The sequence below is a fragment of the uncultured Methylobacterium sp. genome (assembly GCF_964244095.1).
Lineage (GTDB): Bacteria > Pseudomonadota > Alphaproteobacteria > Rhizobiales > Beijerinckiaceae > Methylobacterium.
Genome location: NZ_CAXTHR010000034.1, coordinates 1 through 13044 on the forward strand (window position 1 = coordinate 1; position 13044 = coordinate 13044).

The 13044-nt window shown below is 72.2% G+C and carries 19 protein-coding genes; 8 read left to right on the plus strand and 11 right to left on the minus strand.

All coding sequences use genetic code 11. The features are described 5' to 3' along the window. A partial coding sequence (locus tag ACFE86_RS07750) for a protein adenylyltransferase SelO family protein (RefSeq protein WP_375454755.1) occupies positions 1 to 966 on the plus strand: 966 nt, incomplete at its 5' end. Positions 967 to 971: 5 nt separating this feature from the next. On the opposite strand, the gene ACFE86_RS07755 is transcribed toward ACFE86_RS07750, so the two are convergent. Continuing rightward, a complete protein-coding gene (locus ACFE86_RS07755) occupies positions 972 to 1115 on the minus strand; it encodes a hypothetical protein (RefSeq protein WP_375454756.1) in 144 nt (47 codons plus the stop codon). 55 nt (positions 1116 to 1170) lie between these two features. Between ACFE86_RS07755 and ACFE86_RS07760 the strand changes: the two genes are divergently transcribed. Both ACFE86_RS07760 and ACFE86_RS07765 read left to right on the plus strand, forming a co-directional pair. After that, a complete protein-coding gene (locus ACFE86_RS07760) occupies positions 1171 to 1398 on the plus strand; it encodes a hypothetical protein (protein ID WP_375454757.1) in 228 nt (75 codons plus the stop codon). Positions 1399 to 1410: 12 nt separating this feature from the next. Next, positions 1411 to 1767: a hypothetical protein gene (locus ACFE86_RS07765; protein ID WP_375454758.1), complete on the plus strand. Its 357-nt coding sequence runs from the start codon at positions 1411 to 1413 to the stop codon at positions 1765 to 1767. A 66-nt stretch (positions 1768 to 1833) separates the two neighbouring features. Here the strand turns inward: ACFE86_RS07765 and ACFE86_RS07770 are convergent, their stop codons facing one another. Both ACFE86_RS07770 and ACFE86_RS07775 read right to left on the minus strand, forming a co-directional pair. Further along, the gene (locus ACFE86_RS07770) at positions 1834 to 2241 is read right to left on the minus strand and encodes a photosystem reaction center subunit H (RefSeq protein ID WP_375454759.1); all 408 of its coding nucleotides are present in this window, start codon (positions 2239 to 2241) and stop codon (positions 1834 to 1836) included. Between the two features lie 39 nt (positions 2242 to 2280). After that, positions 2281 to 2706, minus strand: a complete 426-nt coding sequence (locus ACFE86_RS07775; protein WP_375454760.1) for a response regulator — start codon at positions 2704 to 2706, stop codon at positions 2281 to 2283. 207 nt (positions 2707 to 2913) lie between these two features. On the opposite strand from ACFE86_RS07775, the gene ACFE86_RS07780 reads away from it, so the two are divergent. The 4 genes from ACFE86_RS07780 to ACFE86_RS07795 all read left to right on the plus strand — a co-directional run bounded on the left by ACFE86_RS07780 (position 2914) and on the right by ACFE86_RS07795 (position 6588). Further along, complete coding sequence (locus ACFE86_RS07780) at positions 2914 to 3588, plus strand: YoaK family protein (RefSeq protein WP_375454761.1); 675 nt, start codon at positions 2914 to 2916, stop codon at positions 3586 to 3588. Between the two features lie 26 nt (positions 3589 to 3614). Continuing rightward, complete coding sequence (locus ACFE86_RS07785) at positions 3615 to 4613, plus strand: WD40 repeat domain-containing protein (protein WP_375454762.1); 999 nt, start codon at positions 3615 to 3617, stop codon at positions 4611 to 4613. A gap of 70 nt (positions 4614 to 4683) precedes the next feature. Continuing rightward, positions 4684 to 5205, plus strand: coding sequence for a DUF2937 family protein (locus tag ACFE86_RS07790; protein ID WP_375454763.1), 522 nt, complete (start codon positions 4684 to 4686; stop codon positions 5203 to 5205). A gap of 132 nt (positions 5206 to 5337) precedes the next feature. Next, complete coding sequence (locus ACFE86_RS07795; protein WP_375454764.1) at positions 5338 to 6588, plus strand: peptide ABC transporter permease; 1251 nt, start codon at positions 5338 to 5340, stop codon at positions 6586 to 6588. Here the strand turns inward: ACFE86_RS07795 and ACFE86_RS07800 are convergent. From ACFE86_RS07800 to argC, 5 genes are all read right to left on the minus strand, one after another. Next, a complete protein-coding gene (locus tag ACFE86_RS07800; protein WP_375454765.1) occupies positions 6585 to 7025 on the minus strand; it encodes a metallopeptidase family protein in 441 nt (146 codons plus the stop codon). The two genes, ACFE86_RS07795 and ACFE86_RS07800, sit on opposite strands and share 4 nt — an antisense overlap. Further along, a complete protein-coding gene (locus ACFE86_RS07805) occupies positions 7022 to 7768 on the minus strand; it encodes a pyrimidine 5'-nucleotidase (RefSeq protein ID WP_375454783.1) in 747 nt (248 codons plus the stop codon). Before ACFE86_RS07805 ends, ACFE86_RS07800 begins: the two co-directional genes overlap by 4 nt. Before the next feature lie 49 nt (positions 7769 to 7817). Further along, complete coding sequence (gene argB / locus ACFE86_RS07810; protein WP_375454766.1) at positions 7818 to 8711, minus strand: acetylglutamate kinase; 894 nt, start codon at positions 8709 to 8711, stop codon at positions 7818 to 7820. Positions 8712 to 8814: 103 nt separating this feature from the next. Continuing rightward, positions 8815 to 9285, minus strand: coding sequence for a DUF1348 family protein (locus ACFE86_RS07815; RefSeq protein WP_375454767.1), 471 nt, complete (start codon positions 9283 to 9285; stop codon positions 8815 to 8817). An 89-nt stretch (positions 9286 to 9374) separates the two neighbouring features. After that, positions 9375 to 10304: an N-acetyl-gamma-glutamyl-phosphate reductase gene (gene argC / locus ACFE86_RS07820; protein WP_375454768.1), complete on the minus strand. Its 930-nt coding sequence runs from the start codon at positions 10302 to 10304 to the stop codon at positions 9375 to 9377. Positions 10305 to 10485: 181 nt separating this feature from the next. On the opposite strand from argC, the gene ACFE86_RS07825 reads away from it, so the two are divergent. Beyond that, positions 10486 to 11007, plus strand: a complete 522-nt coding sequence (locus ACFE86_RS07825; protein ID WP_375454784.1) for a hypothetical protein — start codon at positions 10486 to 10488, stop codon at positions 11005 to 11007. Positions 11008 to 11271: 264 nt separating this feature from the next. Here ACFE86_RS07825 and rpsI read toward each other — a convergent pair whose 3' ends face one another. From rpsI to ACFE86_RS07840, 3 genes are all read right to left on the minus strand, one after another. Next, positions 11272 to 11754: a 30S ribosomal protein S9 gene (gene rpsI, locus ACFE86_RS07830; protein WP_375454769.1), complete on the minus strand. Its 483-nt coding sequence runs from the start codon at positions 11752 to 11754 to the stop codon at positions 11272 to 11274. 1 nt (position 11755) lies between these two features. Beyond that, on the minus strand, positions 11756 to 12217 hold the full coding sequence (gene rplM, locus ACFE86_RS07835; protein ID WP_375454770.1) for a 50S ribosomal protein L13: 462 nt from the start codon (positions 12215 to 12217) through the stop codon (positions 11756 to 11758). 215 nt (positions 12218 to 12432) lie between these two features. Beyond that, positions 12433 to 13011 (minus strand): CoA-binding protein, encoded by a 579-nt coding sequence (locus ACFE86_RS07840; RefSeq protein ID WP_375454771.1) that lies wholly within the window; start codon positions 13009 to 13011, stop codon positions 12433 to 12435. Positions 13012 to 13044: the final 33 nt, after the last annotated feature.

The window sequence follows — 13044 nt, forward strand, 5'->3', positions numbered from 1 at the left end:
CTGATCGAGACCGGCGAGGCGCTGGAGCGCGGCGACGAGCCCTCCCCCACCCGCTCGGCGGTGCTGGTGCGCTTGAGCCACGGCCATATCCGCATCGGCAGCTTCCAGCGGTTCCTGGCGCTGGACGAGCCGCGCAACATCGCGCGCCTCCTCGACCACGCGATCACCACGCACATGCCCGACCTCTGGCGCGAGGCGGCGGCCGACCGGGCGAGCGCGTTCCTCGCGGAGGTGGTGCGGCGCGTCGCGCGGATGGGCGCGCGCTGGGCGGCGGCCGGCTTCGTCCACGGGGTGCTCAACACCGACAACATCAACGTCACCGGCGAGAGCTTCGATTACGGCCCCTGGCGATGGCTGCCGCACTACGATCCGGATTTCACCGCCGCCTACTTCGACACGCAGGGACTCTACAGCTTCGGCCGCCAGCCGGAGGCGCTGTACTGGAACCTCGCGCGCCTGGCCGATTGCCTGCTGACGCTCGCGCCTCAGACGGACCTCGAAGCCGCGCTGAAGGGGTTCGGCCCGGCCCTGCAGGCGGGTTTTGCGGACGCGTTGTTCGCCCGCCTCGGGCTCGCGCCGGCAGGGCCGGCGGAGACCGACCGCCTCGTCGCCGCGTTCTGGCGCTTCCTCGCCGAGAGCCGCGCCCCGTTCGAGCAGGTGTTCTTCGACTGGTACGGGGGGGTCGCCGGCGCCGCGCGGGCCGCGGCCGGGCCCGCGGCGGCACTCTATGCGGGGCCGAGCTTCGCGCCGGTGCGCGATGCCCTGGAAGCCCTCGCGCCTGCTCCCTCGGCCCGGCTCGACCATCCCTACTTCGCAGGCGACCGGCCCTGCACGCTGCTCGTCGACGAGGTCGAGGCCCTGTGGGCGCCGATCGCGCAGGCCGACGACTGGTCGGCCTTCTCGGAGAAGCTCGCGGCGATCGACCGGATGGCCGAGGCGTACGGGACCGCCCCGGCGCCCGCCTGACGCGCTCACCCCTCTTCGTCGGCGCGGCGGCGCTCTTCGGCGCGGCCGGCCGCGATGCCGCGATCGACCGCCGCGCGCGTCAGGCGCAGGCCGAGCCGGAAAATCAGGGCGCAGGCCGCGACCGCGGCGGCGATCTTGAGCGGGTTCACGGGCGGACATCTCGAAGGTGGACGGCACCCGTCAGTTAGGGCAGAGGCTGGCCGCGTGCGCGAGACCTTTCACATCGAAGTCCTCGGCCCGGAGGCCGGCGAGGTGCAGAGCCGGATCTCGGTGCGCAGCGCCGGGCTGCCGGGCGCGCAGGAGCGGGCCCTGCGCCTGTTCGCCCGCGCCCGGGTCCCGCAACGCCCGGGCGGCCCGGCCGAGGCGGTGCGGGTGATCGACGGCGCCGGCCGCGAGGTGTTCTTCCGCAGCCGGTTCGACGAGCCGGGTTGAGGGGTGAGCGGAATGCGCGGGGCTCTCGGCGTCCTCGGGGCGGTCGTCCTGTTCTGTGCCCTGTTCCTGCGCAGCTATAGCCTGCCGCCGGCCCCCGACAGGCGCGGTGGCACCACGATCGCGCTGACCTTCCCGAACCGGCCGCTCTTCGGCAGCCCGCGGGCCGATTGCCTCGGGGCGCCCGAGGACCAGCCGGTGATCGCCTGCCTGATCGCCTCGGTGAACCGCGCCCGCACTGACGTCATCCCGCTCCTGTCTCTGCCGTTCTCGCCGGCCTGCTACGGTCTCTCCGAGCGCATCGCGCTGGTCGGCCGCGACGAGGCGACGGCGCGCGCGCAGGCCGCCCGCATCGCCCGCTTCGGCTGGTGATCCGGATCTCTCCGGCATCTCCGAGCACGCGCTACCGTCGGCGTCCGGACGGCCCGGTCCGTCGGATCACTTCGCCTTCGTCGCCGACGGCTCGGCGGGGGCGGCGACCGGCGGCTTCGGCTTGCGCGCCTCCTCCAGGCCCTCGGCCTTCTCCTCGTCGCTGTCGCCCTGCGCGATCGTCCGCTCCGGGTCGGCGGCCAGCGTTTTCACGATCTCCAGGACGCGCTCGCATTCGGTGACGTAGCTGTAGGTCTCGAGCACGATCGCGGCATCGCGCAGGGTCCGCAGGTCGCGCACGGTCTGCTTGTTGGCCGCCTCCCGGAGCTCGCCCTTGCGGGCGATCATCTCCTCGATCCGCGCGCCCTTCACGTCGCAGGCGGCCTGCGCCGGGCTAGCGAGGCCGGCAGCGAGCGCGAGGGCGGCGAGCATCGGAGCCGTGATTTGGACGAGGCGGAGGATTCGGACGGGGCGCATGCGTCGGGGTTCCGGGCTGGTGTCCGTCGGGGCGACGGCTCAGGCGTGGTGGGGATGGCCGCGCAGGATGTCGTTCGTCAGCGCGACGAGCTGGCTCGGCCGGTAGGGCTTGGGCACGAACACGGATTCCGACACCCCCTCCCCCTGCAAGAGGCAGGCGCGCCCGCCCGAGGTATAGACCACCGGCAGCGACGGGCAGGTCGCGCGGGCGGCGCGCGCCAGCACGATGCCGTTCGTGTTGCGGGCGAGATCGATATCGGTGAAGAGCAGGTCGACGGTCTCGCGGGCGAGGATCGCCTCGGCTTCCCAGGCGTCCGCCGCGGTCAGGACGCGGTAGCCCTCGTCGAGCAACGCTTCCGCCGCGAGTTCGCAGACCACCGGCTCGTCCTCGACCACGAGGACCGTGGTGTGGACGCGGTCGAGGAAGGCGGGCAGGCCGAAGCTCGGGCAGGCGAAGGACATCATGACGCAACTCCAACTCACCCGGCGCGGGACGACGGTCCCGCTGCCGGATCGCAGGACCAACGGGGGCCCGCGCTCCGGCGTTCGCCGTGATTGCATCGAATTGCCAAGGTTTGGTGAGCGAAGCCTTAACCCTGCCCGCCCGCCCCCGAACGAGGCGCCGGCACTGGTTAACGAAAGGTTACCGCGGCCCGCCACGGGTCCGGTTTCGTGAACCGGCCCTGGCAGCTCGGCACAGGGCTGGTGCTCACGGGGCTCGCTGGCTACGTCGACGCCCTCGGCTTCGTACGGCTCGGCGGACTCTACACCTCGTTCATGAGCGGCAACACGACTCAGCTCTCCGTCTTCCTCGGGCACGGGGATTTCACGCACGTGCTGATGCCGGCAGCCCTCCTCCTCGCCTTCCTGGTCGGCGCGGTCCTGGGAAGCGGGCTCTCGGTCCTGGTCCCGTCGCCTTGGGCTACGCCGGCGGTGCTCGGCTACGAGGCGCTGCTGATCCTCACCGCCCTCGGCATGGGGCTGGCGACCCCCGAACTCGGCCTCGCCTCGTTCTTCATGGCCGTCGCCATGGGCTCGCAGAACGCGGTGCTGGCACAGGTGAAGGGGTTTCGCGCCGGAACCACCTTCGTCACCGGCGCCCTGTTCAGCCTCGGCCAGAAGATCGCGCAGGCCCTCACCCGCACCGGGCCGCCCCTCGGCTGGGTCGGAGACGGCGCCGTCTGGGCCTCGCTCCTCGTCGGCGCGCTCGTCGGCGCCGTGGCCTATGCCCGGCTCGACCTCTATGCCCTGGTCGTCCCGGCGGCGGTCGTCGGCGTGCTCGCCGCGATCTCCGCCGTCCTCGCGCTTCGCCGCCGGGCGACGACGCCCGAACTGCCCTCCGCCTGATCCCGTCCCGATCGAGTCGCCTGCCGATGAGCACCACCTCCCTCACGAGCCACGTCGCGCCGCTCGCGGCCGGCGCCCACGTCGTCGCCGCGCACTTCCTGAAGGACGTCCTCGCCCTGGCGCTCGGCGACGGCACCGTCGTGCTCGGCCGCGACGGCGCGCCGGCCCGGGTCGCGGCCCACCCGGACGCGGGGATCCTCGTCGCCGCCGGCGACGCGAACCGCCTCGTCACGGGGGGCGACGACGGGCGCGTGGTGGCCGTCGCCGCCGACGGCACGCTCTCGGACATCGCGACCGCGGAGGGCGCCTGGATCGACGCGCTGGCGCTCCATCCCGACGGCTCGGTGGCCTATGCCGCCGGCCGCACCGTCGTCGCCCGCGACGCCAAGGCGCGCGCGCGCACGCTTACCGCGCCCACCACCGCCTGCGGCCTCGCCTTCGCCCCGAAGGGCTACCGGCTGGCGGTGGCGCACTACAACGGCGTCTCGCTCTGGTACCCGAACCACGAGACGCCGGCGGAGATCGTCGAGTGGAAGGGCTCGCACATCGACGTGACGTGGTCGCCGGACGGCCGCTTCGTCGTCTCGACCATGCAGGAGAACGCGCTGCACGGCTGGCGCCTCCAGCCGGACCGCGGCCACATGCGGATGTCGGGCTATCCGGGCAAGGTCCGTTCGGTGTCGTGGTCGTCCGACGGGCACTGGCTCGCCACCGGCGGCGCCGAGGCGGCGATCGTCTGGCCGTTCGACTCCAGGGAAGGCCCGACCGGCAAGGCCCCGCGCGAGTGCGGGGTGCGGCCGGCGCGCGTCTCGCGCGTCGCCTTCCACCCCAAGGCCCCCGTGCTGGCGATGGGCTACGAGGACGGCTGCATCCTGCTCGTGCGCTTCACCGACGCCTCCGAGCTGCTGGTCCGCCCGGCGGTGAAGGGCAGCGCGGTGTCCGCGCTCGCGTGGGATTCCCGCGGTGGCCGGCTCGCCTTCGGCTGCGCGGATGGCGAGGCTGGGTTGCTGACGCTGCCGGCGTGAGGCCATTTCGGCCTGGAACCGCGCCTGGGGGCGTGCTCTTCTGCGACGATCCGAGAGCCGAGGCGACGCCGTGTTCCGTGTCTTCCGCACCCTCGGCCTCGCGCTCGGCCTCCTCGGCGGCGGGCTCGCGACGCAGGCCCCCGAATTCGCCCAGCAATACGCCCAGCGCCTCGGGGGCGCGCTGGACGAGCTGAAGCGCCAGGTCGCGACGCTCGAATCCGACGCCAGGGCCGCCGGCCACACCCGCGACGGCGCCGTCGATCGCCTGCGCACCAGTCCCGACGCCCTCGTCGCCCGGCGCGGCGAGGCGGCGCGCGTCGACATCGAGCGGATGGCGCGGCTCTCGGCGCAGCAGCAGGCGCTGGCCTCGGCCACGAGCCCGCTCGGGCGCGTGGCCGCCGTGATCCGCGACCCCGACGTGCCGCTCGCGCGGGCGACCTACCGGGACTACGCTCCGGCGGTGCCGACCACCGCCGACGGCCTCGTCGCGGGCCTGCTCGGGTTCCTCGGGGCGTGGGGCGGCTGGCGCGTGGTCTCCGACGTCGGCCGGCGCGTGGTCCGGCGGCGCCCCCGGGCCGCCACCGTCGCCTGAGACCGGATGCGGCGGCCGGGTGTGTCCGGGCGTCTACAGCCCCGAGCGCGCGCCTTGCTTAAGTGATGAGGCGCGGATGGACGCGGCCGGGCCCCGGCCCCCGCGCAACCGTCACGCGGTCAGAGTCGCACCATGGCGCGCGCATCCAGACCGACGATCGACCCCGCGCTCGACGCGGCGGCCCTGCTGCGCCGCGTCGGCTTCTTCGGGCTGTTCGTGATCGTGCCGGTGGTGGCGCAGGTCGCCCGGCGCGCGACGGCGATCCTCGCCCCGATCTCGGTGGCGCTGCTGATCATCGCGAGCGCCATCGACGGGCGCCAGCGCCCGCTCCGCCCCGCCGGCGCACGGCTCCTCAGTGCGCCGGCCTTCCTCGCCGGGCTCCTCGTCCTCGTCTGGATGGCGCTGTCGCTCGCCTGGACGCCGTTCCTCGCGGCGGCCTCGGAGCGGCTCGCCAACCTCGTGGCCACCATCGTCCTGACGCTCGCCGGCTACCTCGCGCTGCCCGACCGGATGCGCTCGGCCAACCTCTACCTGCTCCCGCTGGGCGTGACCGCGGCGGCGATCGTCGCGATCGTGCTCGGCCTGTTCGGCGACAGCCTGATGCGCGGCGTCGCCGACGACGACAACGCGCTCGACCGCGGCCTCACCCTGCTCGCCCTGCTGCTCTGGCCGGCGGTGACGTGGCTGCGCTCGCGCCGCCGCGACCGCGAGGCGCTCGGCCTCGCCGTGATCGTGGCAGCCGCCCTCGCGGTCTCGCCGAACCTCACCCAGATCGCCGCGCTCGCCGTCGGCGCCCTCGCCTTCGCGGTGACGAGCTTCCGGCCCCGCCTCGGGGTCGGCCTCACCGCCGGCATCGCGGCCGGGCTGCTCGCCGTCGCGCCGCTGCTGCCCTTCCTCGCGCGCCCGGTCGGGGTCGCCCTGTCCGGCCCGCTCGCGCCGGGCGTGGTCACGCTGAGGACATGGCAGCGGATCGTGACGAGCGAGCCGGTCCGCCTCATCACCGGGCACGGCTTCGAGACGACGATCCGCGGGCGGCTCGTCGGCCTGCTGCCCCCGAGCGCGCCGAGCACCGCCCTGTTCGCGCTCTGGTACGAACTCGGGATCGTCGGGGCGCTGGCCGCCGCCTTCGCCCTCCACGCCTCGATCCGGCGGGCGGGCCGCGACGCGCCGCTCCTCGTGCCGGGCGCGATGGCAGGCTTTGCCGCCGCCTTCGCCATCGCCTGCATCGGCGTCGGGCTGACCGTGGTGTGGTGGCTGACGACGCTCGCCGTCACCATCCTGGTCTTCGTCGCGATCGAGCGCGGCCAGTTCCGCACCCGCCGCCCGAAGGTCGGCCGCCTGAAGCTGCCGCAGCCCGCGGAAGCGCCCGGGCCGAACGCCTAAAGCTCGGCCGCCGCCTCGATGCCGGCCATGTCGGCATCCGACAGCCCGACATGGTGGCCGATCTCGTGGATCAGCACGTGGGCAACGAGGTGGCCCAGCGTCTCGTCGTGCTCGGCCCAGTGGTCGAGGATCGGCCGCCGGTAGAGCCAGACCGCGTTCGGCATCTGTCCGGTGACGGTCTCGCCGCCTTGAGCCAGCCCGATGCCGCGGAACAGGCCGAGCAGGTCGAACGCGGAGTCGCAGTCCATCTCGGCGAGCGTCTCCGCGTCGGGGAAGTCGTCGACGACGATGCGCACGTCCCGGGCCAGCGCGCGGAACGCCTCGGGCAGCCCGGCGAAGGCGGCCCGCGCCAGATCCTCGATCGCGCACAGGCTCGGGGCCTTGGCCGAAGCAAGAGGCTCGGCTGAGGCAAAAGGCTCGGCCGAGTCGGGGCTCACGCGGCCGTCCCGGCGACCGGCAGCACGCAGGTGCGCAGGAACGCGGCCAGATCGTTGGTGATGTGGTCGATATGCGCCGCGCGCACCGCTTCCTGCTCGAACGCCTCGCGATAGGGGTCGATGCCGGCCGGCACCACCAGCACCGTCGCCATGCCCATCGCGTGCGGCACCGCGAGGTTGCGGGCGATGTCCTCGAACAGGGCCGAGCGGCGCGGGTCGACCCCGTGCTGCGCCAGGAAACGCTCGTAGGTGGAGCGTTCGGGCTTGGGCACGAAGCCGGCGGCCGCGATGTCGAACACGTCCTCGAAATGGTCGAGGATGCCGATCTTCCGCGCGACGTTCTCGGCGTGGCGGCGGGAGCCGTTCGTCAGGATCAGCTTGCGGCCGGGCAGGCGCGCGATCGCCGCGTCGAGCGCCGCGTCGAGGCGGATCGTCGAGTGGTCGATGTCGTGGGCGAAGTCGAGGAAGTCGTGCGGATCGACGCCGTCTTCGACCATCAGCGCCTTCAGGGTGGTGCCGTAGCGGTGGTAGAAGTGCTTCTGCAGGGCGCGCGCCGAGAGCCCGTCGAGGCCGTAGAGGCGCATCACGTAGAGCGTGATGCGCTCGTCGACCTGCGGCCAGACCTGCGCGTCGCTCGGGTAGAGCGTGTTGTCGAGGTCGAACACCCAGGTGTCGACCGCCTCGAAGCCCCGGGCTTCGGCGGCGGTGACGTGGCTCTCGCCGGGAAGCGTTCTGTTCGAGATGTCCGGGCTCCGGGTGCTCGCGGGGTGCGACGGCGGCGTCTTTTACGGTTCAGCTTCGGCGGATCAACGTGCCGGCGCCGTAATCGGTGAACAGTTCCAGCAGGACGGCATGGTTGACCTTGCCGTCGAGGATCACCACCGCCTCGACGCCCTGATCGATCGCGTAGATGCAGGTCTCGATCTTCGGGATCATGCCGCCGGTGATGGTGCCGTCGGCAATCAGCCGCCGGCAATCGTCGATCGTCAGTTCGGGGATGAGGTTCCCGTCCTTGTCGAGGACGCCGGGCACGTCGGTGAGCAGCAGCAGGCGCTTGGCCCGGAGCGCGCCGGCGATGGCGCCGGAGAAGGTGTCGGCGTTGACGTTGTAGGTCAGCCCGTCCGCGCCGTAGGCGACCGGCGCCAGCACCGGGATCAGCTCGGCCTTGAGCACCGCGTCGAGCACGCCGCGCTCGACGTGCTCGGGCTCGCCGACGAGGCCGAGATCGAGCGTCCGCACCTCGTGGCTCTCGGGGTCCGTCACGGTCTTCGTCGCGCGCCGGGCGCGGACCATGTTGCCGTCCTTGCCGCACAGGCCCACCGCCCGGCCGCCCTCGGCCGAGATCCAGCCGACGATCTGCTTGTTGATCGAGCCGGCGAGCACCATCTCGACGACCTCCACGGTGGCCTCGTCGGTGACGCGCAGGCCGCCGCGGAACTCCGACTGGATGCCGAGCCGGTCGAGCATCCGCCCGATCTGCGGCCCGCCGCCGTGCACCACGATCGGCTTCAGGCCGGATTGCTCCAGCAGCACGATGTCCTCGGCGAAGTCCTCGGCCGCCGAGGCGTCGCCCATGGCGTGGCCGCCGTACTTGATCACCACGATCTCCTGGTCGTAGCGCTGCATGTGCGGCAGCGCCTGGACCAGGACTTCCGCGCGGACGTGCACGTTCGGCAGTTCGGTCATCGAAATCCTCTGGATGCGCCGGCCCCGACGGGCGGACCCGCGCGCGGGCGCTCCCATACAGGAACCCGGCCAAACCGCGAAACCGGGCGGGCGTGCATCCGGATCAGAGCCCGAGGTCGCTCAGGCCGGGATGGCCGGCCGGCCGCGGGCCGTGCGGCCAGTGGAACCTGCGCTCGGATTCGGCGATGGCGACGTCGTTGATGCTGGCCTCGCGGCGGCGCATCAGGCCGGTCTCGGTGAACTCCCACTGCTCGTTGCCGTGCGAGCGGAACCATTGCCCGGCTCCGTCGTGCCACTCGTAGGCGAAGCGCGCGGCGATGCGGTTCTCGTGGAACGCCCACACCTCCTTGATCAGGCGGTAATCCCGCTCGCGCTCCCACTTCGCTGCAAGGAACGCGACGATGGCGGCGCGGCCGGTGAGGAACTCCGAGCGGTTCCGCCACCAGCTGTCGGGGGTGTAGGCCAGCGACACCCGCTCGGGATCGCGGCTGTTCCAGGCATCCTCGGCGCCGCGGGCCTTCTTCGCCGCCGTCTCGGCGTCGAAGGGCGGGAGCGGCGGGCGGGTCTCGGACATGCTCGAAAGCCTCTCGTCGTCACGGGGCGAGTGTTCGCGTCGCGGCGACGCTTCGTCAATGCCCGGACCCGGGCGGTCTCGGGTCGGCGTCACGCACCGAGCATCAGGCCGATGTTCTGCACCGCCGCGCCCGATGCCCCCTTGCCGAGGTTGTCCAGCCGCGCGACGAGCACCGCCTGCCGGTGCTCGGCCGAGCCGAAGACCCGCAATTCCAGCCGGTCGGTGCCGTTGAGCGCCTCCGGCTCGATCCGCTCCCCGTGCGGGCCGGGGACCACCTGCACGAGGGGCCGGCCCTCGTAGGTGCGCATCAGGGCGGCCTCCAGGTCGGCGGCGTCCGGCCGTCCCGGCAGCGCGTCGAGATGGAGCGGGATCGAGACCAGCATCCCCTGCCGGAACGCGCCGACGGAGGGGACGAAGACCGGCCGCCGGCTCAGGCCGGAATAGACCTGCGTCTCCGGCAGGTGCTTGTGCGCGAAACCGAGGCCGTAGAGCAGGAACGGCGCCCCGGTGCCGGCTTCGTAGGCTTCGATCATCGCCTTGCCGCCGCCGCTGTAGCCGCTGACCGCGTTGATGCTGACCGGGTGATCGGGCGGGATCAGGCCGCCCTCGACGAGCGGGCGCAGCAGCGTGATCGCCCCGGTGGGGTAGCAGCCGGGATTGGCCACCCGCCGCGCGCGGGCGATCGCATCGGCCTGCCCCGGCGCCATCTCGGCAAAGCCGTAGGTCCAGCCCTCCGCGACGCGGTGGGCGGTGCTGGCGTCGAGGATGCGCGGGCCGCCGCCGGGCAGTGCGTCGCACAGCGCCACGGTCTCGCGCGCGGCGTCGTCCGGCAGGCACAGCACCACGAGGTCGACCTCGGCGAGCAGCGCCCGCTTCACGCGCTGATCCTTGCGGTCCGCGTGGGCGATGCTGCGCAGGGCCACGCGGCCGTCGCGCTCCAGGCGCTCGCGGATGCCGAGCCCGGTGGTGCCGGCCTCGCCGTCGATGAACACCGTCGGCCCGTGGTTCCCGCCCGCCATCGCCCGTCGCATCCCCGATTCCGGCCGCCGATGCCGCAGGGCGGGAGGTGGCCGGTGCGCGCCGGCCTGTCAATGCCGTGCGCCGTCGCCGCGCGCGGTCCACAGGCCGGTCGATCAGGCCCGGAACGGCGGCTGCGACGCCCGGTTGTCCGCTCGATCGATCGCTGGAGATGAGTCGACGATGTCGGAAACCGCCAAGAAGACGGACCCCAAGCTCTGGGAGAAGACGAAGGCCACGGTCACGAAGGGCGACAAGGGCGGCAAGCCCGGCCAATGGTCGGCCCGCAAGGCGCAATTGGCGACGCAGGAATACAAGAAGGCGGGCGGCGGCTACGACGGCAAGAAGGACGCCGACAACCACCTCACGCAATGGACCGACGAGAAGTGGGATACGAAGTCGGGCGCGGAGAGCGGCAAGACCGGCGAGCGCTACCTGCCGGAGAAGGCGCGCGCGGCGGTATCCGACGAGCAATACGACCGCTCGACGGCCAAGAAGCGCAGCGATTCCGCCAAGGGCCGCCAGTTCTCGAAGCAGCCGAAGGACGTCGCCGACAAAGCGGCAACCGCACGCAAGGGCGCTTCGGGAGGGAAAGGCGCCTCGAAAGAGACGAAGGCCGCCCTGCTGAGGAAGGCCAAGGCGCAGAAGGTCGCCGGGCGCTCGCGGATGTCGAAGGCAGAACTGGAGAAGGCCGTCCACGCCTGACGCCCGGTGTCCGCGACACCGCGCCGTCTACCCGGGGCTCGCCAACGGCGAGGACCCGGACTCCATAGCCGCCGGGGCCGCGGACTCGAGCGGGTCTCGGCAACATTGTTCGGCTCCCGCCGCTCTTATGGAGTCCGAGTTCCGCTACGGGCCCCGGAAAGGCTGCTGCTTTCGACGATGCACCGCGCCATGAAACGAAAGAGAGCGGCCCCTCGCGGGGCCGCTCTCTTTCGTTGCGTGCATCTTGCCGTCCGGTGCGAAGGATCAACGCTTCGAGAACTGGAAGCTGCGGCGGGCCTTCTTGCGGCCATACTTCTTGCGCTCGACCACGCGTGAGTCGCGGGTGAGGAAGCCTTCGCGCTTCAGCGGCGCCCGGAGTTCCGGTTCGTAGTAAGTCAGCGCCTTCGAGAGGCCGTGGCGCACCGCGCCCGCCTGACCCGAGAGGCCGCCGCCGGCGACCGTGACGGTGATGTCGTACTGGTCGACGCGGCCGGCCACCGAGAGCGGCTGGCGCAGGATCATGCGCAGCACCGGCCGGGCGAAGTAGATCTCGACCGGACGCTTGTTGACGACGATCGCGCCGGAGCCGGGCTTGATCCAGACGCGGGCGACGGCGTCCTTGCGCTTGCCCGTGGCGTAGGCGCGCCCCTGCGCGTCCAGCTTCTGGACGTGGACGGGCGCCGCCTCGGCGTCGGAGCCGGCGGCGTTCGACCGGTTGAGATCGGCGAGGGACTGGAGGGTCGCCATCTTATGCGCTCACGTTCTTGCGGTTGAGGACGCCGACGTCGAACGTCCGCGGCTGCTGGGCTTCGTGCGGGTGGCTGGTGCCCTTGTAGACCCGGAGGTTGCCCATGATCTGGCGGAACAGCGGGCCGCGCGGCAGCATGCGCTCCACGGCCTTCTCTACGACGCGCTCGGGGAAGCGCCCCTCGAGGATGAACTTGGCCGACCGCTCCTTGATGCCGCCCGGATAGCCGGTGTGGTGATAATAGATCTTCTGGACGTACTTGCGTCCGGTGAACTTCACCTTCTCGGCGTTGATGACGATGACGTTGTCGCCGCAATCGACGTGGGGGGTGTAGGCGGGCTTGTGCTTGCCGCGCAGGCGCGTCGCGACGATCGAGGCGAGGCGGCCGACCACGAGCCCTTCCGCGTCGATCACGATCCACGTCTTGTCGACGTCGGCGGGCTTCAGCGAAAAGGTTTTCATGGGCCGAATCCCGTTGGCGTCCGGTGGTGTGTCGAAAAACGAGCCGCCGCCGCGTCGGGGACGCGGCGGCGATGGGGGGTGGATAAAGGGGCAGGTGTTCCAGGTCAAGCCGGTTCCGAGCCCGAATTCCGCCGAAACGCGATATCCGGAAAGGGTTTCGCCGTTACGGTATCATGATACCGTGTGACGCCGCGGCCCGCATCCGGGCGCGACGATCAATCCATGCCGCCGCCGCGCGGCGCGATGGTGAGCTTCTGCACGCCCTTGCCCGCGAGCACGGGCTTGCGCGCGCTGATGATGCGCGAGTTCACGCCTGCCCAGCCGATCTCGCCGGAGAGGCGGCCGTACTCGATCTTCGGGCAGCGGTTCATGATGACGGTGACGCCCCGGCCTTCCGCCCGCGCGGCGGCCGCATCGTCGCGGACGCCGAGCTGCATCCAGATGGTCTTCGGGAGGGGATCGAGCGCCAGCGCCTCGTCGACGAGCGAACCCGCCACCGCCGCGTTGCGGAAGATCTCGACCATGTCGACGGGCTCGGGGAGGTCGCTGAGCGAGGCGGCGACCGGCCGGCCGAGCAGCGTCCGCCCGGCCAGTCCCGGATTGACCGGGGTCACGGCGTAGCCGCGGTCGAGCAGGTATTTCAGCACGATCCAGCTCGGGCGCGCAGGGTTCGCCGAGGCGCCGACCAGCGCGATCGTGCGCGTTCCGCGCAAGGTCGCGCGGATGTGGGCGTCGGCGTAGCGGCCGTGGCGGGTGGCGAGGCCCTCGGGGGCCTGGTCGAGGCTGGGAATCATCGGAGGTCGGTTCTCGGGATCGCGCTGCGGGGG